Source organism: Mycetocola saprophilus (genome assembly GCF_000718085.1).
GTDB lineage: Bacteria > Actinomycetota > Actinomycetes > Actinomycetales > Microbacteriaceae > Mycetocola > Mycetocola saprophilus.
The window spans coordinates 989,398-1,009,935 of sequence record NZ_JOEC01000002.1 but is presented as its reverse complement, the minus strand read 5'-3'; the positions used below and the strand labels follow the sequence as shown (position 1 = coordinate 1,009,935).

22 protein-coding genes are annotated in these 20,538 nt (G+C 64.5%); 1 reads left to right on the top strand and 21 read right to left on the bottom strand.

All coding sequences use genetic code 11. From position 1 onward, the window contains the following. Nucleotides 1-24 precede the first annotated feature (24 nt). The 21 genes from ilvA to IE92_RS0110310 form a co-directional block, all read right to left on the bottom strand. On the bottom strand, nt 25-1,272 hold the full coding sequence (gene ilvA / locus IE92_RS0110420; protein ID WP_030148438.1) for a threonine ammonia-lyase: 1,248 nt from the start codon (nt 1,270-1,272) through the stop codon (nt 25-27). 51 nt (nt 1,273-1,323) lie between these two features. Next, nucleotides 1,324-2,646 (bottom strand): AI-2E family transporter, encoded by a 1,323-nt coding sequence (locus IE92_RS0110415; protein ID WP_051701607.1) that lies wholly within the window; start codon nt 2,644-2,646, stop codon nt 1,324-1,326. 136 nt (nt 2,647-2,782) lie between these two features. Further along, entirely contained in the window at nt 2,783-3,304 is a 522-nt protein-coding gene (locus tag IE92_RS0110410; RefSeq protein ID WP_156027504.1) for a hypothetical protein, read from the bottom strand. A gap of 61 nt (nt 3,305-3,365) precedes the next feature. Continuing rightward, a complete protein-coding gene (locus tag IE92_RS17350; protein WP_051701608.1) occupies nt 3,366-3,866 on the bottom strand; it encodes an ester cyclase in 501 nt (166 codons plus the stop codon). A gap of 119 nt (nt 3,867-3,985) precedes the next feature. Next, a complete protein-coding gene (locus IE92_RS0110400) occupies nt 3,986-4,468 on the bottom strand; it encodes a hypothetical protein (protein WP_030148434.1) in 483 nt (160 codons plus the stop codon). Between the two features lie 38 nt (nt 4,469-4,506). Next, nucleotides 4,507-5,274 (bottom strand): hypothetical protein, encoded by a 768-nt coding sequence (locus IE92_RS0110395; RefSeq protein WP_156027503.1) that lies wholly within the window; start codon nt 5,272-5,274, stop codon nt 4,507-4,509. 49 nt (nt 5,275-5,323) lie between these two features. After that, nucleotides 5,324-5,845 carry a hypothetical protein gene (locus tag IE92_RS0110390; RefSeq protein ID WP_030148432.1) on the bottom strand — a complete coding sequence of 174 codons (522 nt, stop codon included), beginning with the start codon at nt 5,843-5,845 and terminating at the stop codon, nt 5,324-5,326. 59 nt (nt 5,846-5,904) lie between these two features. Then, on the bottom strand, nt 5,905-6,426 hold the full coding sequence (locus IE92_RS18345) for a hypothetical protein (protein WP_156027502.1): 522 nt from the start codon (nt 6,424-6,426) through the stop codon (nt 5,905-5,907). Between the two features lie 431 nt (nt 6,427-6,857). Beyond that, complete coding sequence (locus IE92_RS0110375) at nt 6,858-7,292, bottom strand: hypothetical protein (protein WP_030148430.1); 435 nt, start codon at nt 7,290-7,292, stop codon at nt 6,858-6,860. An 82-nt stretch (nt 7,293-7,374) separates the two neighbouring features. Continuing rightward, nucleotides 7,375-7,749: a hypothetical protein gene (locus IE92_RS0110370; protein ID WP_030148429.1), complete on the bottom strand. Its 375-nt coding sequence runs from the start codon at nt 7,747-7,749 to the stop codon at nt 7,375-7,377. Between the two features lie 125 nt (nt 7,750-7,874). Further along, nucleotides 7,875-9,341 carry a hypothetical protein gene (locus IE92_RS0110365; RefSeq protein WP_030148428.1) on the bottom strand — a complete coding sequence of 489 codons (1,467 nt, stop codon included), beginning with the start codon at nt 9,339-9,341 and terminating at the stop codon, nt 7,875-7,877. Between the two features lie 126 nt (nt 9,342-9,467). Then, nucleotides 9,468-10,580 carry a hypothetical protein gene (locus IE92_RS0110360; protein WP_030148427.1) on the bottom strand — a complete coding sequence of 371 codons (1,113 nt, stop codon included), beginning with the start codon at nt 10,578-10,580 and terminating at the stop codon, nt 9,468-9,470. A 78-nt stretch (nt 10,581-10,658) separates the two neighbouring features. Beyond that, nucleotides 10,659-11,129, bottom strand: coding sequence for a hypothetical protein (locus IE92_RS0110355; RefSeq protein ID WP_030148426.1), 471 nt, complete (start codon nt 11,127-11,129; stop codon nt 10,659-10,661). 378 nt (nt 11,130-11,507) lie between these two features. Then, the gene (locus IE92_RS0110345) at nt 11,508-12,071 is read right to left on the bottom strand and encodes a hypothetical protein (RefSeq protein ID WP_030148424.1); all 564 of its coding nucleotides are present in this window, start codon (nt 12,069-12,071) and stop codon (nt 11,508-11,510) included. A gap of 6 nt (nt 12,072-12,077) precedes the next feature. After that, nucleotides 12,078-12,563 (bottom strand): hypothetical protein, encoded by a 486-nt coding sequence (locus IE92_RS0110340; RefSeq protein WP_030148423.1) that lies wholly within the window; start codon nt 12,561-12,563, stop codon nt 12,078-12,080. A gap of 1 nt (nt 12,564) precedes the next feature. Further along, the gene (locus IE92_RS0110335; RefSeq protein WP_030148422.1) at nt 12,565-13,338 is read right to left on the bottom strand and encodes a hypothetical protein; all 774 of its coding nucleotides are present in this window, start codon (nt 13,336-13,338) and stop codon (nt 12,565-12,567) included. Between the two features lie 12 nt (nt 13,339-13,350). Further along, nucleotides 13,351-13,863, bottom strand: coding sequence for a hypothetical protein (locus tag IE92_RS0110330; RefSeq protein ID WP_030148421.1), 513 nt, complete (start codon nt 13,861-13,863; stop codon nt 13,351-13,353). Nucleotide 13,864: 1 nt separating this feature from the next. Beyond that, nucleotides 13,865-15,256, bottom strand: coding sequence for a hypothetical protein (locus tag IE92_RS0110325; RefSeq protein WP_156027501.1), 1,392 nt, complete (start codon nt 15,254-15,256; stop codon nt 13,865-13,867). A gap of 80 nt (nt 15,257-15,336) precedes the next feature. After that, a complete protein-coding gene (locus tag IE92_RS0110320) occupies nt 15,337-16,620 on the bottom strand; it encodes a hypothetical protein (protein WP_030148419.1) in 1,284 nt (427 codons plus the stop codon). A gap of 111 nt (nt 16,621-16,731) precedes the next feature. Beyond that, a complete protein-coding gene (locus tag IE92_RS0110315) occupies nt 16,732-17,634 on the bottom strand; it encodes a M48 family metalloprotease (RefSeq protein ID WP_030148418.1) in 903 nt (300 codons plus the stop codon). Nucleotides 17,635-17,649: 15 nt separating this feature from the next. Further along, complete coding sequence (locus IE92_RS0110310; protein WP_030148417.1) at nt 17,650-18,219, bottom strand: LemA family protein; 570 nt, start codon at nt 18,217-18,219, stop codon at nt 17,650-17,652. 170 nt (nt 18,220-18,389) lie between these two features. On the opposite strand from IE92_RS0110310, the gene IE92_RS0110305 reads away from it, so the two are divergent. Next, entirely contained in the window at nt 18,390-20,537 is a 2,148-nt protein-coding gene (locus IE92_RS0110305) for a hypothetical protein (RefSeq protein ID WP_156027500.1), read from the top strand. The last annotated feature ends 1 nt before the right edge of the window (nt 20,538 follow it).

Below are 20,538 nucleotides of genomic sequence, written 5' to 3'. Positions count from 1 at the left end.
CCGCCTTTTGCGTGCGTGTGGTTCCTAGCGGCGCGCCTCGGCATCGCCGATCCGCGGCTCGTAGCCAGCCTCCCGCAGGGTGTCGAGCACCAGATCACGGTGCTCGGATCCGCGGGTTTCGACGCTGATCTTGAGCTCAACCTGACCGATCTGCAGGCCGCTACCGTGACGGGTGTGCAGCACCTCGATCACGTTGGCATTGGCGTGGGCGATCAGCTCGGAGATGCGTGCCAGCTGACCGGGACGGTCAGGCAGCGGGATGCTCAGCGTCAGGTAGCGGTCCGAGGCCACCAGGCCGTGGCTGACCACGGTCTGCATGAGCATCGGGTCGATGTTTCCGCCGGAGAGGATCACCACGGTTGGGCCGGTAGCCCGCACGTGCCCGGCGAGGATCGCCGCCACCCCCACGGCACCCGCGGGTTCCACCACGAGCTTGGCGCGCTCCAGGAGGACAACCAGGGCACGGGCGATGTCGTCCTCGGTGACCGTGACCACCTCGTCCACGAGTTCCTTGATGATCTCGAAGTTCAGCGCACCCGGTCGCGCGACGGCGATTCCGTCGGCGATGGTCGGACTGGTCTTGATCGTGGTGACCTCGCCGGCTTCCAGCGACACCGGATACGGTGCCGAGTTGGCGGCCTGCACGCCGATCACCCGGATCTCGCGTCCCTCGGCGGCCGCGCGGTGCTTGGCAGCGGCGGCGACACCGGAGATGAGGCCGCCCCCACCGATCGGCACGATGATGGTCTCGGCCTCGGGCACCTGATCAAAGATTTCCAGGCCCAGGGTGCCCTGGCCGGCGATCACGTCGGCGTGGTCAAAGGGCGGAATGAAGATCGCACCGGTCTGCTCGGCATATTCCGCGGCGGCGCGCAGCAGCTCCTCGACGCTGTGGCCGTCCAGGCGCACCTGGGCACCGTAGTTGCGGGTGGCCTGGAGCTTGGGCAGGGGCACACCCTTGGGCATGAAGATCGTGGCCCCGATGCCGAGCTCACGCGCGGCGAGGGCGACCCCCTGCGCGTGGTTGCCGGCGGAGGCGGCGACCACACCGCGGGCGCGCTCCTCCTCGGTCAGCGCCGAGATGCGGTTGTAGGCGCCACGGATCTTATACGATCCGGTGCGCTGCAAGTTTTCGCACTTCATGTGGACGGGGAATCCGAGGAGCTCGGCCAAAAAGCGCGAGGATTCCATCGGGGTGACCTCGGCGACGCGGCTGACAACCTCACGGGCTGCCTCGAGTTCGGCCGGAGTGGGTCCGGGGATGGTGCTCATAACGTATTTCTCCCGGTGCGTGGACGCACCTAACTTCGTCAACAGGTTGGGTTAGCGTTCGCTGGGCTCATCCGAGCCCGGGGTCTTTTCCGTGGATGCATCGGCGGTTGCGGATCCATCGCTCGGGACGGTCGCGGCATCGTCTTCACCCTGCTCGCGACTCTCCGACTCGGAATCGGCCCCGTCGGTAATGGCGGGGTCATCGCCGTCGTCACCGCCGTCGGAGCGGTCCCCGGCGGGTGGTGTACGCCAGCGTCCCCCGGCGATATAGCGCGTCATCTCGTTGACCACGGCGGCCAGCGGCACCGCGAAGAGCGCACCGGGGATCCCGGCCACCAGCGCACCGGCGGTCACTACGAGGACCACGGCGAGCGGGTGCAGTTTGACGGCGTTACCCATCAGAATGGGCTGGAACACGTGACCCTCAAGCTGCTGAATTCCCACAATAATGATGAGCATGCCCAGCGCCTGCCAGGGTCCGTTGTAAACCAGCGCGAGGAACACCGCGATGGTTCCGGTGAGAATCGCACCCACAAACGGGATGAACGCACCGAGGAAAACCAGCACACCGATCGGAATGGCCATCGGCACCCCGAGGATGGCCGCACCGGCCGCGATACCCACCGCGTCCATCGCCGCCACGAGCATCTGCGTCCGCGAGTAGTTGGCGAGTGCACGCCAGCCGTCCCGGCCGGCACCGTCGATGGCCGCGCGGGCGTTACGCGGCATCAGGCGCACAACCCAGCGCCAGATGCCGGGTCCGTCCAGGAGGAAGAAGAGGAGCGAGAAGATCGTCAGCAGGGCACCCGCAGCCACGTGGCCCACGGTGGATCCGACCGAGAGAGCCCCGGTCCAGATCGCCTTATTGTTCTCCTTGATGATGTTCCAGAGCTGGCCCAGATACTCGTTGATCTGGGTGTCGTCGAGGTGCAGCGGAGAGACCTTGAGCCACTCGCGTAGCGACTGGTAACCCTCAACCGCCCGGTCCTTGACCTCGCCCGACTGCGCCGAAATCTGCGTGATCGCCAGGTAGAACAGGCCCACCACCACGGCTATCGTGACCAGAAGGGTGATGATCGTGGCCAGCACGCGCGGCACCTGCCAGCGGCGCAGCAGGTTCTGCAGCGGCATCACCAGCGAGGCGATCAGGATTGCGATCAGGATCGGAATCACGATCAGGCGCAGCTCGACAATGGCCAATACGGCCACCACGATGATCGCCACCAGGGCGAGTAGACGCCAGGACCAGGCACCGGCGATCCGAATACCGCGAGGCAGCGATTCGGTCACACTCTCGCTCGGCGCGGGAGTGCTCGCGCGCGATACGCCATCCGGCTTTACCGCCGGCTTGCGGTTTTCTCCAAGGTTTGACACAGGATCAGTCTAAGACCGTACATATGCTGATCCCAGCACCTATCCCCCGGAATCCTGGAATTCATATTCCACGCTCAGACTCGCCGCGTTTTTCCGCGGTTTCGCCGAGGGCGGAGCGGACCTGCTCGGCGTGATTCTAACGCGGCGCCACGGTCGGGATAGTGGGGTCTTCCGGCAAGGCCACATTCCATCCTGGACCGGCGATCGGGTCGAGTCCCAACGCGGCACGGCGCTGAGTGATCAGCGCTCGCCCCCGCGCCACAATTTTCGGAGCATGGCGAGCGAAGTGCACGTTGGTAGCGAAGGCGCGGGTGCGACCACCGCCTGTGACGGTCACCGCCGGAATCAACCCCGCCCACAGAAAATCGGGAAGGAACGCGGCACTGACGTGCACGGTCCCGAATCGTTCCAGGCTTTCAAGAGGGAACACACTCACCCGGGTGAGACCGATCATGATGACGCTATTCTGCGTGACATACACCCCGATCAGGGCCGCCGCTAGGAGGGCGATACAGCTCAGGACAATCGCCGCAATCCAGGTAATCTTCTGCTCAACCGGATTCGACACGGGCGCGACAACAGGGACCACCAGAACGATAACGCTCCACATAAGCATCACCAAACGTCCCATCAGGCCGGCGTATTTGATTCGAGTCACGCGAACAGTATGACGCATGAGTGGGCCGCCGTGTCTCTGCGACGACCCACGCGCCCTGCGGCTAGAGACCCAGCTGAGAATTGAAGAGCGTGTTGTCCCAGAACAGTATTTCCTGGGCGATGCGTCCGTCCTCCCAGCGCGCGAACGTGGCCATCTGCAGTTCCAGTCGTTTCCCGGTGGGTTCGACCCGGGTGCCGTTGGGGAGAATCATCGGCGCGGTGAAGGTGCCCGCGGTCACTCCGATCACCGCAGTCCAGTCCCCCTGAGCGACCTTGATCGGGTGCGAAAGCACCCGGGCATCCGGCATGAACGACACCATAAACTGCATGTCTCCCACGTGGGCATCGAGGTCGTGCACCGCGGTGCCGTCGGGCATCACCACGTCGGGGGCGGCGGAGTGCAGGTCGCGAAAGAGCGACCAGTCGTGGGTGCTGTAGGCGTCGAAGTCCATCCGGTCAAACAGCTCGGTGTTTTTCGCCGCGAGTTCCTTTTCCGCACGCAGCTCGGCAATCTCGGCTCCGAGTGCGGCAATGCGGGCGGTGGCGGTTTCCAGGTCGGTCATGGTTCCCCTCTCCTTCTGCCGTCCCGACGCGTTTCGGGACGGCGATCTGGGTTCAGCCTACGTCCGGATCACGTCCGCAATTATTAAATTCGGATAACAACTCGGAATTAGCGCGAGGGTCAGGAATACAGCCCAAAATAGTCCCGGTCGGTCGCCTCGCGAGCGAAGGCGGGATCAAAACCGGGTGCGTCCTCATCGATGTTGAAGGGCAGGGCACTGTAAATAGGCCAACGAGTCCTCCGCGCAAATGCAGATTCGCACTCCTCACGGCTCCCGGGTGCCCAGATGGTGCGGAAAACTCCGGTTGTTTGCAGGATTCCCCAGTTCCCCACGTCGCAAATTAGGGCCCAGACCCGCTCAATGCCGTCGCAGGTAAAGTGTGTCCCGCGTGTCCGGATTCCCGTCCCGAAATCCGCGTTGGTGTCCACCCAGAGCGACTTCCCTGCCTGCTCAAATACCCGCACCGGCCAGGAACGCGGATCAACCGGCTCGATCAGGATCGAGCGGATTCCCGGGGTGAGTTCAATCATGGGCACGATCCGCACCGCGTCGCCCCACTCGGCCACCGCGCGCGAGGCAATCTCTGCAAGTGCATCGCCCACGAAGGTTTCGACGTGTGCTCGCCGCCGCGACCGGGGAATCATCCCGCGTCTCCCGCAGCCGTCGGCTTCGGGCCACGGCCCGCGAGCATCCGGGCACGTGCGGCCTCGATGATAATCGCCGGCAACTCGGGCTCGTGCCAGGTCGGGTCCGAATCAATAATCCGCCCCAGCGTTTCCCGTGAGGATTCGACCTCACCCTCCAGCGCCTGCGTCAGGGCAGAGTGTACCCCGGTGACCGCCGAGGCGATGCGGATCAATGATCCAGCCCACACGTCCTGGTTCAGTTTTTTACGGGCCCTGATGTGGCGGCGGCGAGCGCGAAACCCCCGCGGAGCAAAGTACCACCGCACACCGGGATAGCGCTTCAGGCTCTCCGCCTCGACCGCGGCCACCGCATCCTCGATAGCGAGGGTTCCGTCCCGGTAGGCCTCAACGATCTCACCGAGGAACCGAGTCTCGTTTCTGACTTCCGGTGTTCCACCCGCAAGCCCGGTCATCAGCACCGAGGACTCCACGCACGCGTCCAGCCAGGCCTGTCCGGCTGGACTCACGGGTAGGAGCTGGGAACAAAAATCCGCGTCGAAAACCATACTGATGAGCGCGTCGGTATCCGCCGCGGGCGCCGGGATGAGGCGGTCCATCAGGCCATCGCTACGATGCCAGGTCCCCACATCAAACATCAGGTCTCCGGGGGAATCCAGCCACAGGATATCGACCACCAGGCCATCATCTCGAGGATTCTTTCCTTCAAAGTTGACCGAGATGAGTCGCCCGGTCGCGATCACCGTACCGTGCCAGTCGTCCACGGTTCCCCAGACGATCCCACCCTCGATAAGGGTGTCCCAAGCTGTGCGCTCAGTCATGTGGGGACTCCGTTCTGCCCTCGGCCAGGAAGGCGGTGATGTTGGATTTCAGGGCGCGGGAGTTCTCGCGAGTGCCCGAGTTCCGGAGCATCCCGTTCCACTCGGGCAGGCTGTCCAGAGCCTGGGCCAGCTCCCCCAGGCTGGAACGCATGTGACGGTGCCGGGACCACTGCCGCAGCGCCTGCCGCAGAACGATGCGGAACAGCGCCGCATCGCTCACCAGGTCGGATTCACCCCGGGCCGAGACCTCATTCATGATGCGTGGGAGTCGTTCCTCCAGCCGGCCCAGATCGGCCGGATCCACCCATCCGAGTTCCCGCATCCGGCGCACCTCCCCCGGCGTAATCCGGCCCGAGCGCACCTCGATTTCCAGCCGCATGCCGCGCGGGGCAAGGACAAGCGTGGTGCTGCTCGGCTTCGACCGGAACACCACCCGAGCCACGGTGTCCACCAGGATCTGAATCAGCGCAACCAGCATGCCGACTACAAACTCGATCAAGCCGAGGAGAAACATGGCCTAGCCTCCCGTTTGGTCGTCGGTGCAAATACCTCGGACATCGTCTCCCGGGGCGATCATGCCGAGGTGCCGATTTTCGAATCCAGATAGCTCACAATGCTCGTCCTGAGCGCCCGCGCGTTTGGACGGGTGTCGGTGTCGCGCGCGATGGCCTGCCACAGGGGAAGGACTCCGAGCTCTTCGGCGACTCCGGCGAGCGAGGACCGCATCTCACGATGCCGACCCCACTGTCCGAGAGCGTTGCGCAGCACCAGGCGAAACATCGCCTCATCCGATGCGGCGGCGCGCATCTCCGGGGTTTCTTGCGCCGAGATGAACTCCGGTGCCCGTTTGCGAAGGCGATCGATGTCCCGTGGCGAAATCCACCCCATGTCCCGACACCGCTCGAATTCGCCGGCTGAAATGCGTCCTGACCGCAGGGCAAGCTCGAGACCCAGCCCGGTGGGCACGGGCTCGAATGATGACGCTCGTCGTGCACGGATCCCGAACAGGAGATCCATCAGGGACCCGGTGACGTACGCGACCGCTTCGCGAATGGTGTGGAAAACTGACAGGACGAAAAAACCTGCAAATGGCATATCTGACCTACCCCATCACCAAGGTGCGCCCGAGGCGGTCCGAAAAGAGATCGACAATTCGGCGGATGTCCCACTCGTCCCACCGGGTGTCCTCAACGAGGTCTAACCGCTGGGTCGGACCTGGAACCATCGCGGAAACCCCCGGCTCGTAGGGAGTGACAGGCCACCCGTTCGAGGGATCATCGTTATCCAAAATGGGTGGCATGCGGGAAGGGTTCACAATCTCGTGGGGATAAGAATCATCCGGGTGGGAACAGGATAGCGTGGACGGCACCCCAGCGGTTTCGGCGGCCTCTTCCTCAACTCTCCTGCCGGGGTGACGGCTTGGTGAAGGCAGAGAGCCGGGAGATGATTGATGGCTCCGCGCATTGGGACCATTTTCTTCGGCGGTCGGCATCATGTGGTGATCGTTCGACGACCGCTCTCACGATTCATGGGGTGAGACGAACCCCGAACCGATCCGCCATGAGCCGCCAGGCCTCGGCATCACTCAGGTCAAAAATATCGGCGGCTTCGCGGGGACTCGCACTGCGGGTGCGCCCCCGGCGGCCCCGCCATCCACGACGGCCGGTCGGCACGCTTCTGATCAGGGCAAGGTCCACAAATCGGCGAACGTCCACGCGCCTGTCACTCACGGTAAAGATCACCCGCTCGATCACCTGTTCACGACTGCCCGGGGCCGGCACGATCTCCAGGTTGATCACATGGCCGGCCGCGTCCAGGCAGAAATCCACCTCGTCCCACCAGGTGTCCTCGTAGAGGTCGATCAAGCCGGCCGGAGCGGGAATCACCAGGGGGAGGCCGCTTTCATAGGCGATCAGGGGCCACTCGATCGCGGGATCGTCGGTGTCCAGAATGAGCGACATTTGGGAGGGTTCGCAATCTCTCGGGGTAATGACCAGTCTGATGGGATCAGGGAAACGTGGGACGGGATGGGAACGTCCCGGATTAGGGGGTGCCCGCCGGAGCGAGCCACTCCTGAATCTTGACCTTCAGTTCGGGTGAGGTCTCCCCCTCCCCGCTCCCCCGCTCGATCGCGTTCCAGACCTGCACGTGCCCGAGCGCCACGGCGGTTTCGGTGAGCCAGCCGCGCGCACCACCGGCCGTATCCCACGTGTGCAGCGCGCTTTCCAGCGCGATCTTGAACACCCGATAGCGCTGCGCATCCTCGGTCTCGGCGGAACCGGGTACGGCATCGAGTTCCCCTGCGATCTCGGCGGCCTCATCCTCGGTAATCCACCCCAAGACAACGGCCTGGTGGATGCCCGCGGTGTCGAGGCGGTAGGTCCGCGCGAAGAAGGCAAATTCCGCGGGCGTTGGCATGATGCGAGGGTCGTCTACCGGTCGCGGTGCAGGCTTGTCCCGTGGTTTACGGATCAACGGCCCACACAGTCCAACGAGCGCGAAAATCGAGAGAATCAGGATTCCCACCATTGGGTAATCGATGGTCATGGGTCAACGGTCTTTCGGCTAGGTGTGTGCGGGGATACGGACGATTCGCTAAACGGCGGCACGGTCACCCGGACCCGCCAGGCGGGAAGGGGCTCCGGCCAGAACGCCAACTCACCCGAGGGCGGACTGACCCGGGTGGTGAAAAATGGCAGCGTCACGCCCTCCACGAGACCAAGGTTGCCCAGGTCTAGAAGTACCTTCCAGGTGTCCTCCAGAACGTCCGAGGGTGCGAAGCTCTCGGTGTCCTCGCTTGAGTTCCACCCGAACCCGGGTTTCGCGCTGACCATCAGCATGTTGTCATGGCCGAACACGTGGATCTTGAGTCCGTTGTCGTTCACGCTGTCGATCCACATGCCACGCATCGGCTCATCGGGAGCCCCCGCCATCTCAGAAACCTCAAGCGTCACCGCTCCCGGCCATTCGTTCTGCACTCGCTCGGTGAGTGCGGCAACAAATGTGTGCGTGAACTCATGCGGGCGCAGATCCGCGGCATACATGGCGAGCGCATACCGAGCACGCGCGCTCTGCAACGGGATATGGCGGGAGCCATCGTGCCAGAAACCATAGGGGTCATCGCTACTCCACTCGGGCACCTCCTCATACACGCAGATCGGTGGTCCGTGCCGTTCCAGATAGTCTGCGTCCGAGGACAACAGCATCTCCACGCAGGACCACGGCAGCTGGAATTCCTTCCAGTGCTCGTCGATGTAGCGCAGAATCGAGCCGACAACCAGCGCCCGCGTTTTGTCACGCTCGCCCGATTCGGGCCGGTTGGTTCGCACCCAGTCCTCGAACTCGGTGCGTTCGCTGCCCCACATCTCCACCAGTGCAAACATTGCTGGGTCACCATCGATCAGGCCGGTACCGTAGAGATCGCTCGCGAGATTCAGCGCATCCTGGCGTGAGACCACGCCGATCTCCCACGCGTAGGCCAAGACCGGTGCGGTGATCTCCGAGAGTTGGAGGGTGTCCCCGATGGCGTCGCTCAGCAGGGTGATCGAGCGCCGAAGGTAGCGTTTGGTGGTCGCCGAAGCTTCGGGATTTCGCCCGCCGAGTTCCCCCGACTCCGCATCGATCCAGCCGCGGATCTCCCTGAACGCAGACTCAACCGAACTCGCGGTGACCCGCCGTAGTCCGGTCCAGGCATCGCTCTCCACCGCGAGCAAGACGCCACCGCGTGAATCGAGCACCCGAATCCTCTGGATCGATCCGCGCGGCATCCGGCGCACCAGGAACGAGCCCACCACGATCAGCGAGCGCCGGGTCAGGTAGAGCCCGTTGAACACGAGCACGAGGAGGCAGCAGAGCGTCACCATACCGGCGATTCCCCAGCGCACCGCCGGGTTGTGCCCGGCCAGAATCCCCACGATGGCGAGCACAAGATCCACGCCGAACACCACGATGGGGAATTTCAGTACCCGGTGGGTGCCGGGAACGCGCCCGATCATCCGATATTCGGTCATGGTTTTTCCTCCTCCGCCTCGAAGCGGCGAGGACGGTGCAAAACCTAAGAATAGTGGGTGTTATGAACTATTCGGGAGCGTTTCATAATTCGGCCCCATCCCGCCGGAATCATACGTGCCGAGCACCTAGTGCAGCCGTTCCGTCAGCCGATCACGATCGGCCGTGCTCTGGAGGATCGGCCGCTCGGGAAACAGCGCTCGAAATTCGGGGGCGTCCACGAGGAAGGTCTGGCCGTTATCGATCCCCAGGTGTGTCTCGCCTCGATGATCTGTGAGGACCTCGGCCTCCAGCTCCCCGGCCCCCTCACCCGTAAACGGCACCACAATCACGGCGACCGAACACGAATCCGAGATGCGAACACCGATGCTCTCACCCGCGGCCAAGAGCGCTCGAATCTGGTTCCAGGATCTCGGCCCCGCGGGCACGATGCGATCCTCGCCACGGGTGCGCACGGGGAGGATCTCGGGAAAATCCCACCGCCCATCCGAATCCGAGACGCTCGTGCGGAATGCCTCACCAAACGCATTTCGCCCGATCACGTGAACACGCCCGCGCGTGAGTTTCGCGAGGGCTTCCACACCGTGGATCGTGGGGCAGTTTTCGATAAACACCTTCTCCAGCCGGGGAAGATCCAGCAAGGCTTCGATCCCGGTGATCTCGCCGATTCCGTGCAGGGTGAGACTTCTCAGGGCACTCATCTCGGCCATGCGACCAAGGTCAATCCGTGGCATGAGGGAGAATTCCAGGGTGTGCATTCGCTCGGGCATCGCGAATTCGGGCAGGGCCGTCAGATGACGGGCGCCCACGACCTCAAACCTTTCCAGCGGAGCGGCAACCGTGGTGAGGTCCATATTGCCCCACTCCACCAGACCCGCGAAGCGAAGGGTCGGGGTATCGAGAAGATAGCGCGCCCGATTGGCGTTTCCCCAGAACCGTTCAAGCACGGGGACCTGATCGGGATCAACTCTCCGGTCGCCCCGCGTTTGCAGGGTCAGGCCGCGCAGGTGTGGCAGGACCCCGGCGCGGCGAAAATCCAGCACCGCATCATCCAAGATTCCTAAATGCGGGAGCCAGGTCATCGTGGACACTCGGTCCAGCGCTCGGGTGGCATCGGGTAGCAACCACAGGTCCAGCCCCATCCCGGCATAGCGCATGACCCAGCGCTCCACGGCATTCGGAAGCCGCCCGCGGAGGCGCAGGGATGTGAGGTTCAGGTCGGGTTCATTCTGGAGTTGCATACGGTCCCTCAATCGGCGGCAGGCTGGCGGGTGTTGCGCGACCCGAGTGTATCCACCGAACATCCCAGCAGGCGCGATTCAGGCACCACACCGGTCACCTACCCGTTCGCGAAGTGGATGTTCCAGCAGCGTGCGCAACGTATCCACCGTGCACTCTCGACGTGCGCGGGTGGCATACCAGGACGCGGTGGGAAACGTACGCTCGATGCCGTCGGTATCGACCACACGCAGCATCCAGACGAACCCCAGCTCGATCTCGGCCGTGCCAAACCAGCTCTCGGGGAGTCTCGACGAGTACGCGGTGGAGGTTACCCGGTCGATTCGGGATCGTTTGATTCGACGCAGATGCAACCAGGAAACAACCACCAGATATTTCGGAGTCACATACGCTCCGACCACTGCCGCGTTCACCACGCCGATCAGGGCAAGCACCATGATCGCCTCGCGCCCGGCCCCTGCCCCGGCCGTAACGAGAACCAACACGCCCATAAACAACGCCATCGACGTGCGCGACAACTGACCCATCCGCCACACGCGTGCGAGGTTCATTGGGTGGCACTCCGAACGTCTGGGGCGAGAAATACTAAATCGTGTGTGTACCGCGGAGGCTCCCGCGCGCACTGCATAACGCACATAATAGCGGCGGCCGCCCGATGCTCGTGTTCGGCGCAGAAATCCGCTTCGCAGAGTCCCCGCGCTCACTCGTTTTCGGGTGGGTCCCCATCCGGGTCGTGTCGATCATGTCGACCCTTCGACTGTCCCGACCTCACCATCCTGACCACGAGAAGGCCCAAGAGCCCGATGATCGCCAAGGTCATCGCGATATCGAGTGCACCGTCGCTGACCCTCGATAGGTCAAACCAGGGCTGGTCGGCAAGGTACGGACTCATCGTCGCTCTCTCCCAGGCGTTCGTTCCGATGAACAACCTATGCACCACTCTCACGCACCCAGGTCTGAAGCTTATGGCGCAGCACCGTGGAATTATCGCGATCGCCGGTGTCACGCGTGATATTCGCCCACTCCTCGGAAATCCCCAGCTCAGTGGCGAAGCTAGAAAGCAGGTTCCGCATGCCACGAACGCGCTTCCAGTTCGCCAGAGAACGGCGCACGATGATCCGCATCAACGCAAATGCGTCGCGATCAGAATCATCCAGATCGGCTCGTTCGGTGGTTCCAGCCCGCAGCGTTGAGGCTTCCTCCGCGCTCATCCAGCCACGTTCCTCAGCCATTTCCACCCCGCGCGCACCGAGGTCTCCCCGCACATAGACGCGCTGAATCTCTGCTGCGGAGGGGATGAGCCGTTCGGGATTCCACGGCACAAACGGACGCAGCGGTCTCGGCGCATCAGCCGCGGTTTCCCAACCCAGTTTGCGCTCGATGGCGTCAATCAAAAAGGACAACGGGAGGCGCACCAAAACCACAAACGCGATGGTGAGCAGCGTCCCCGAGGTCAGCGGATAGCGATTAGCTAGCTCCCAGAACTGGTCCATGCGTTCTCACCGTCCCCGTTGATCACGAATCCGCTCGGCACCGATCAACGCGGCCAGCGCGCGCTCCACCTCGGCGCGTTTGCTGGTCCGAAACGACAGCGAGGGCAGGTGTCGCTGCCGATCACGGTTTCCCTCCACGGAAGCCGGGCTCAGAGCCAGCACCGGCATCGAGTAGAACGGCACGGAATCGAATACACCCTCGAGGAGGGCGGTACGCAGGGGCACACAGGAGAACCATTCGATCGCCGCAAGTTCGTACCTCCGAGTGCGCCAAAACTGGCGAACCACGAGGACCGACCCATCGGAATAGAGCCCCATCAGGGCGGACCGGATGATGACCGTGGCCAGGAGCACAATCAAGACACCTCGAAAAGCCAGTGCGGCGAGGGTTGTATCCGCGACGAATCCGGAGGCGACGCCCAGCAGGACCAGCCCGGGAATCGGCATCGCCCACAGCAGTGTCCAGGCGTTCGTGTGTCTGATTTTTCTCATGTCAGGATTCACCATAGTGGGCGCGCGCCCGCCGCATGGCTCGCCGAACCGCGGATCTGCGGACCGCGAGCGCGGTACCGATCTCTCGGTGTGCCCGGCCGATCGACCGCGTCACCGCCTCCTCTACCCCGAACCCTGCCGAGATCTCACCGAGCGCGTCGGGGTCGTCCTCGGCGGTGGCCCGCAGGGCCAGCACCAGCAGATCGCGGCTCAGCGCCCCATCCACCCGCACCGAGACGTGTCGCCCATCCCGCGAAGCCTGGACCCAGAAGAAACGCTCATCCCGAACGATTACGAGGTACTCGGTGGGGTCATCGGGAAGGATCAGCGCCAACACCAGCACATCGCCCGCGTTCTGGACCTGGCCGGCGCGCCAGGACGAGCCCGAGTCACCCGTGGGATTCTCGCCGCTAACAACCGCCCGAATGTGCTCGGCGTCAAAGACGAGTTCCTCCGCGGAGACCAACAGCTCAACCGACACGTTTTTACCGTGAAGTGTGGCCTCGATCGGATAGACACCGCGTAGTTCCACCGCGTCGTCACTCCGAGAGATGTCCTCGATGGTCAGCCAGCCGGCAGCAATCCCATACGGATCGGCGACCGACACCGATTCCGCCCCGTGTACCCGCAGCTTCAGCCGCCGCCACCCCTGCCGGTCGGAGAAATACACCATCGGCGCGATACCGCGAACGTCGCGTGCGTGCGTTCCCTCCAGGTCGGCAATGGCGATGATCGGATCGCCCAGATGATCGATGTCGGTGTGTACCCACCTCATAGGTTGCACATTTCAGGTCGTGGTGGGCGATTGTTGGTCGAGCCAGCTCTCAATGTGGTGACGCAGCTCGGAGGCATCCACCGAGGATCCCGGCTCTCGGATAATGAGCTGCCAGGTGGGGTCCTGGTGGAGCAGGTGCGCCGTTTCTTCGAGCCAGACGGCCGCGGCCGGGGCGAGATCTTCGGTGCGCAGGGAGCTTTTCAGGGCGACCTTGAACACCCGGAACCGCTGGGTTGAAGGCGTACCGGGTTCGGCGGGAGCGGCCAGGATTCTTGCGGCAATCGACTCGGCCTCCGCCTCGCTCACCCACCCCAGCCGGCATGCCTCATCGAGGCCGCCGGCGTCGAGGTCGTAGAGCAGCGCCAGTTCGTAGAGCTCCTCGGGGGTCGGGGCGATTCGATCATCGTTTTCGGCGCGGAGGCGTCGCTTGCGGCGTGCGTTCCGGATCATCGGGACCAGCCCGACCAGCACCACCACAACCAGGGCGGAGGTCAGAGCGCCCACGGCGTTAATCACGTCGATCATGCTATTTCTCCCACGGCCCCTCGAGCCAGCGCGCGTCATACTGATAGGCACCCGGATCGGCGCGGGATCCCGCACAGTTGCGCAGTACCCGATCCGCGGCCGCGAGGGCAGCGTCGGTATTGGTGCTCAGCGTGAAATCGACGGGCACGATGGCCAGGGAATACTCGGCTCGGGCATTCAACATCAGGCGCAGGGCGAGGAGGCCCGGTTGTGTCCGCCGACGACGAAGTCGTTGCTGATCGGTTCCGGTTGCGCGGACCAGGCTCACAATCCGATCGGGATCGGTGATCACCTTCTCCGGTATCCCCTCGCCCGGGGTGCCCGGCACCACCTCGTGGTGGTTGGGGATCAGCGCAATCCGCAGCCCAAATGTCTCAAGACGCCGATTCAGCGAATCCAAAGTTGGCTCCTCGCGCAACAGCGTGCGCATCCGCCAGCTCGATTGCTCGGTGGCGGCGGCCTCCCCCGCCCAGATCGCGAGCCCAGCCGCCAGCGATCCGGTGTGCACGGTCATCGGCACCGGTGATTTCGGCACGGGGAGGAACGGCCGAGAAAGCCGAAGACGCGGGAAGAACACCGCCAGTGGAAGCTCGTACTGAGTGTTCTCCCATGCCCCGCCGTAGACATCAAACCGATACCCAAGCAGGGCACCCGTGCCACGCTCGGGAATCCATTCGATCGTTTGCTCCCGCAGCAGAGCCTGCTCCTGAGCCAGGAACTTTTCCCGGTCGATGTTGCCAAAATCCCGAGCCAGCGCGGAACGCTTCCGCGGCGATCGAATGACCCAGCGCGTGCTGGGATGCTCGGATAGCCGCGTATCGGAGCGAATCAGCGGCCCAGCCACCAGGGCGAATTCCGTGGTTGTGTCGCCGCCTATACGGCCGATATCCACGCGCGTCTCGGGGGTGAGTCCCAGGCGTTCCCGCAGTGTCAGTGCCAGGTGCAGCGCATTGGCACCCCGAGCGCCCAGCGCTGCCGAGTGGATGACCCGTTCACCGTTATCAAGCACCAGGGTGACCCAGCAAAACAGGTCCCACATTCTAAACGCGCCATAGGGCCGGGCCGCCCGAGACAGATACACGTCGGTGATGCGCTCGCGCGGGATGCGTCGAATCCGGAAGGGGCCGATCAGGACCAGTGTGCGCGGCCCCAGATACGCGCCGGTTCCCAGCAGCACGACCAGGAGAAGGACCAGCACGGCGGCGAGCACGATATCGCCCGGCCCCCAGAGGCCGGGAACCTGCCAGAAAATGTATGCCGCGATCGCAAACTCCACCACCGGAATCCATCCCCACCTGGCGGCGTCTCCGCCGTGGCGCAGCCGAGTGGCGCCCCGCTGCGGCGCGCGCCGAGGAACCCGGTTCGGGCTCGCGGTCCGGGTGGCTTCGTGCATGTCATGTCCAATGGATTCGGGGATAACGGTGATCGTATCGGGTATCGGGATGGCGGACAGGGCAACGCGCCCGTCCGGTTTTACCAGATGGGTCTGACGGCTTCGATGCGCACCAGGGCGCAGACGATCCGCAGCGGAAGGTCGGGTCCCGAGCCGAGGGCTTGCAGGCGCACTCCGGAGGAGGGAACCCCGAGGGGCACAATCACGAGGCTCACGCCCACGTCCCCGCTCAGCGCGGAGAACAGTGCCAGAAGCCCCAGGTTCTCGGGCCGGGTCCGGCGCAGCCGCCGACTGAGTAACGTCCACCATCCGTACTCTCGCGCCAATTTCTTCAGGGTGAGCATCGTCTCGCGGGTGAGATAGTTCTCGTCCACGAGGGTGATGTCTTCGCGGCCCAGGTGTAGGGATCCGTCCGGCAGCATGCGCGTAGACCGGGTCAACGCGAGGGCAAGTCCACGTTCCTGGAGCACTCCGGACACCCGCCGAATCGACGGCTCCCGGAAGAGAAGCATGCGCGCGGACACCCGATGTCTGATGCGCAGCAGCCCGAGGCTTTGATAGAGCGCCAGCACGCTACCTCGATGTGGCAGAACCCCGGCGGCAACCGTCTCCATCCGCGGTAGGAAGGCCGGTTCCACTCCGAGTCCGCGCTCCCCTGCCCGGCGCCGCCTTGTGAGTTCGGTCCAGGTGCGATGGTTCGGATCAAACTCGGTGACGATTTCCCGGGCCAGGGCATCGGCGCGTGCGTCGCTCAGGTCGGTAAACCTCTCGCCAAGCTCCTCATCCGGGTTCAGCTGACGGACGGTTAGCGAGTCGCGTTCGGGGCTCACCCGGTTCCAGCTCGCGCTCGAGTTTCCGACGGTCAGGGCCGCTCGAACCGGGCTTCCATAACGAGACTCGCCGCCGTAGCGCATCGAGACCCGGAGCGGATCGGCATCGGATCGCCACAGGTTCGAACACACCAGCGCCACCCGAGCCACCGCACGTTGACTGGACCGAGGACGCACATCGAAACGAACATCTCGCCGACCGGGTCCGCAGTCGAGCACAATCCGGTCGATCCACCACGAGCCGGATTGTTTCCCGGTCATATCCACCTTGTGCACCAATATCTCCGCCACCTCGACGGTCCGAGCCACGCGCACCACGGGCAGATTCACCACCACGATGAGGCGGGGACCTACATAGGCACCCGCGGTCAAGAAATACAGCAGGCCACAGGACACGAATACAACCGCACCGATCTCAAAAGGGCGCGAGAGCTGAGAGGTCAGAATTCCCCCGACCCCGCACCCTGCCAGGAATAGGAAGATCATCACCAGGTCACCGCGTGCGGCGGCACCGGTTCCGGCTAGCTTTCGCACCCGTGTCACTCTCAGGAAGCGCGCTTTCGGCATCGTACTCACACGCTAAACATAGCGGGGAACACCGATAGCCCGGAGAAACTCTCCGGGCCATCGGTGTTGCGAGTGGGGTTAGAACTCCCCACCCATCTTCTGCAGACGGGCGATCCGATCGGGGATCGGCGGGTGGGTGCTGAAGAGCTTAGCCGCACCGCCAGACTTCAGCGGGTTGGAAATCCACAGGTGCGCCATCGAGGAGTTCTGACGCTGCATCGGACGCCCATAGGCGTCGAGCTTGGCCAGCGCGCTGGCCAGGGCATCGGGGTGCCGGGTGGTCATCGCACCGGTGGCATCGGCCAGATACTCGCGCTGGCGCGAGACGCTCAGCTGAATCAGGCTGGCCAGCAGCGGGGCGATCAGCATGGCAACCAGGCCGATGATCATGACCACCGGGTTACTGCCGCCGCCGTTGTTGTTATTGTCGTTGCGGCCACCGCTCAGGCCACCCCAGAAGGCCATCCGCATGAAGATGTCGGAGATGAAGCCGATCACCACCACCAGGGCAAACACGATCATCGAGACCCGGATGTCGTAGTTGCGCACGTGCCCCAGCTCATGGGCCATCACGCCCTCCAGCTCGGCATCGGTCATGATCTCCAGCAGCCCGGTGGTTGCGGCCACCGAGGCGTGCTGCGGATCCCGGCCGGTCGCAAACGCGTTGGGTGCGGGGTCATCGATCAGATACACATCCGGCATCGGGGTGCCCGTGGTGATCGCCAGGTTCTCCACGATTCGATACAGCCGCGGCTCATCGGCCAGGGTGATCTGGTGACCACCGCTGATCGTGAGGGCCTGACGCGAACCCATGAAGTACTGGAAGATCGCAAACACGGCGCCGCCGATCAGGATACCGATGGTGATCGAGGGGCTGCGATTCAGGTATCCCACCAGCCATCCCAGCGCACCGATGATCAAGACAAACAGGATCATGATGATGACCGTGTTGATCTTGTTTTCGCGTATAGCTCGATACATGTGTTGCGGGGAAAACTAGAACTGAATGCGCGGCGGCTCGGCGATGGCCGCGGCGTCGGCAACCTCGAAGAACTCACGCTCGGTGAAGCCCAGGTTGCGCGCAAACATGTTGTTCGGGAACACCTGGATCTTGGTGTTGAGCTCACGCACGCCACCGTTGTAGAAGCGACGCGAGGCCTGAACCTTGTTCTCGGTGTCTACCAGCTCGCCCTGGAGCTGAAGGTAGTTCTGGTTGGCCTGCAGCTGCGGGTAGGCCTCGGCCACGGCGAAGACGGACTTCAGGGCCGACTGCAGGTGGTTCTCGGCGGCGGATGCCTCGGCCGGGCCCTGAGCGGTCAGGGTCTCCGAACGGGCACGGGTCACGGCCTCAAAGACACTCTTCTCGTGCGAGGCGTAGCCCTTAACGGTTTCCACCAGGTTCGGAATCAGGTCCGCACGGCGCTTGAGCTGCACGGTGATGTCGCTCCAGGCTTCATCGACCCGGACCTTGAGTGCCACCAGCGCGTTATAGGTCGACCAGAGGTAGATGCCGATCACGACGATAAGCGCGACCACGATCAGGACGGGAATAAGCCAAGATGGCACGGTGGGACCTTCCAAGATTTGAATGATATTCGTACTGAATATCCAGTGTACGCGTCCGGGTGGTTCTCGGCCCCTCTTCGCCACCACCCGGCACTCAATTCGCAGGAATGTGTGGGCGGATGACGTAAATCTTTGACAAAGACCGGATTTTTGCATGGAATAGAGACACCGTGCATTCCGTTCCGAGGAAGTTCCCCGTCCCGGTTGCTGCTGTGCTCTGCCTGGCCGCGATCACGTTGAGCGTGCTCGTGAGCGCCCAGGTCCCCTCCTTTGCCGAACCGGCACAGCCCGCCTCGGGGTCCTCGACCAGTGCACCTTCCAGCCCCGATCCATCGTTGCGGCCCACCATCTCGGCACCCGCCGCCGGCGACGTCATCGGCCGAGCCAGCACCACGGTCCGCGGCACCGCTGCGCCCGGTGCCTCGCTGACGGTGCTGGCCGACGGGAAATCGGTCTGTACCACCAACGCCGGTACCGACGGCACCTACTCCTGCCAGATCTCGGGCCTGACCACCTCCCCCTCGGTGACCCTGGTGACCCGCGATAACGGGGCCGCCCCCGGCGCACCCGACTCCGTCTCGGTGGTATTTGCGGTGGTCACCCCACCCACCATTTCCGGTGATGCGGGCTCGGCCAAGGTGGGGCTGGTGCAGGGCACCGGCTATCCGGGCGCAACCGTCAAGCTCACCGTCACCGGGGTGGGGGCCTGGGATGTACAGGTAGCCCAGTCCGGGCGCTGGGCGCAATCACTCCCCCTGCAACTTCACGGCACCTATTCGATGAGCGCGACCCAGCGCACCTCCTTTAGCGGAACAACCTCCTCGGATCCGAGTCCCACTGTCTCGCTGGCGGTGGATACCACACCGCCGCCCGCACCCACGATTACCGCGCCCGCGGCGGGCAGCGCGCTCACCTCGCGGACCACGTTTGCCGGCGGCGGGGAAACCGGCGCGACGGTCACCGTCTACGCGGTTCCCGATTCCGGCGGGGACGCGGTGCTCTGTTCGGCCCCGGTCACGGCGAGCCGATGGAGCTGCGCGGCCGAGGTTCCCTCGAGTGGACCCGCGACCCTGATCGCCTATCAAACCGACGCTTCGGGAAACCCGGGCGATACCAGTACGCCGATCCGAATCGTGTTTGGAGCAAACCCCGGCGGGACCATTCCCCCGCCGCCACCCGCTCCGGGTACCGGGCAGGATCCCGGACAGGGCCAGGGCAACACCCCGGCTCCTGGCCACTCGGCGACCCCACATCCCACCCCCACCCCGAGCGCCCCGCCCAGCTCCTCCGCTCCCGCGCAGCCGCCCACCGGCGGCGGCGAGGCGGGTCCGGCGGTCCCGACGCGCCCCTGGGATTGGGACGCCCGCTCGGCCTTCACCCACGCGGTGGCACCGGTGCTCGGCCCCACGGCCGCCTCGGGCTGGCTTGGCGCGTTCCTCCTCGCGCTGGCGGTGATCGCGCTGGTCCTCATCCCCGCCCGCTTCCTTGCCGGCGGATTCCGCTCCCGTGGGCCGCTGAGATTCACCGGGCGAAATCGTGAGCGTCCGGCACCCGAGGATCCCGAGGGCGCACTCTCGGTGCGCCATCCGATCATCGCCGGGGCCGCCCTGGTCCTGGTCCTGGGACTCGTGGTGGTGTTCGCGATGCCGCTGCGCCAGGATGCCGCCCAGCTGCGCCTGTTTGGTGCCGCGGTGATCGCGCTGATCTTCGTGAACACGGCCGCCTCGATCCTCCCCGTGCTGCTGAGCACTCGCCGTTTCGGCGGCACCGCCACGGTGACCGTCGCGCCACGCTACCTGGGCGCGGCCGTCGCCGCCTCGGTGGTGTCTCGGATGCTGGGGATGGAGCCCGCGCTGGTCTTCGGCATCGCGTTCGCCGTGACCCTGGTCCCCGAGGCCGCCCGGGCCCAGCGCGCCGGGGCCGCGGCGCTGCGCGTGTTCAGCGTGTTTGGGTTGGGGGTTGCCGGATGGATCGCGTCCAGCCTGTTGGGCTCGCCCACCGGAATCGCCGGGTCCTTCCTCGCCGAGGTTGCCAACGTGACCGCGATGGCGGGTATCGGTTCGGCGGCAATCCTGCTCATTCCGCTGGGCCAAACCAGCGGCCGCGCGATCCTGGCCCTCGGCCCCTGGCGCTGGCTCGCCTCCGCCCTGCCCGTCTACACCACCCTGTTTGCGCTGCTGTGGCCGGCGTTTAGCCACCTGCACTCCCCCGATATCATCCCGGCCGCGCTCATCCTGGGGCTGCTGTTTGGGGGGATCGGGCTCGGCGCGTACCTGTGGCGCACCTCGCTGCGCACACTCTTTATCTCCTCCCGCTAGG

Excerpts from the sequence above, each read along its gene's own strand:
- IE92_RS17350 (WP_051701608.1), bottom strand. The coding sequence starts at position 3,866 with ATGACCGACCTGGAAACCGCCACCGCCCGCATTGCCGCACTCGGAGCC.
- IE92_RS0110325 (WP_156027501.1), bottom strand. The coding sequence starts at position 15,256 with ATGCACGAAGCCACCCGGACCGCGAGCCCGAACCGGGTTCCTCGGCGC.
- IE92_RS0110345 (WP_030148424.1), bottom strand. The coding sequence starts at position 12,071 with ATGGACCAGTTCTGGGAGCTAGCTAATCGCTATCCGCTGACCTCGGGG.
- IE92_RS0110315 (WP_030148418.1), bottom strand. The coding sequence starts at position 17,634 with ATGTATCGAGCTATACGCGAAAACAAGATCAACACGGTCATCATCATG.
- IE92_RS0110330 (WP_030148421.1), bottom strand. The coding sequence starts at position 13,863 with ATGATCGACGTGATTAACGCCGTGGGCGCTCTGACCTCCGCCCTGGTT.
- IE92_RS0110340 (WP_030148423.1), bottom strand. The coding sequence starts at position 12,563 with ATGAGAAAAATCAGACACACGAACGCCTGGACACTGCTGTGGGCGATG.
- IE92_RS18345 (WP_156027502.1), bottom strand. The coding sequence starts at position 6,426 with ATGCCATTTGCAGGTTTTTTCGTCCTGTCAGTTTTCCACACCATTCGC.
- IE92_RS0110375 (WP_030148430.1), bottom strand. The coding sequence starts at position 7,292 with ATGTCGCTCATTCTGGACACCGACGATCCCGCGATCGAGTGGCCCCTG.
- IE92_RS0110335 (WP_030148422.1), bottom strand. The coding sequence starts at position 13,338 with ATGAGGTGGGTACACACCGACATCGATCATCTGGGCGATCCGATCATC.
- IE92_RS0110370 (WP_030148429.1), bottom strand. The coding sequence starts at position 7,749 with ATGCCAACGCCCGCGGAATTTGCCTTCTTCGCGCGGACCTACCGCCTC.
- IE92_RS0110390 (WP_030148432.1), bottom strand. The coding sequence starts at position 5,845 with ATGTTTCTCCTCGGCTTGATCGAGTTTGTAGTCGGCATGCTGGTTGCG.
- IE92_RS0110355 (WP_030148426.1), bottom strand. The coding sequence starts at position 11,129 with ATGAACCTCGCACGCGTGTGGCGGATGGGTCAGTTGTCGCGCACGTCG.
- ilvA (WP_030148438.1), bottom strand. The coding sequence starts at position 1,272 with ATGAGCACCATCCCCGGACCCACTCCGGCCGAACTCGAGGCAGCCCGT.
- IE92_RS0110360 (WP_030148427.1), bottom strand. The coding sequence starts at position 10,580 with ATGCAACTCCAGAATGAACCCGACCTGAACCTCACATCCCTGCGCCTC.
- IE92_RS0110365 (WP_030148428.1), bottom strand. The coding sequence starts at position 9,341 with ATGACCGAATATCGGATGATCGGGCGCGTTCCCGGCACCCACCGGGTA.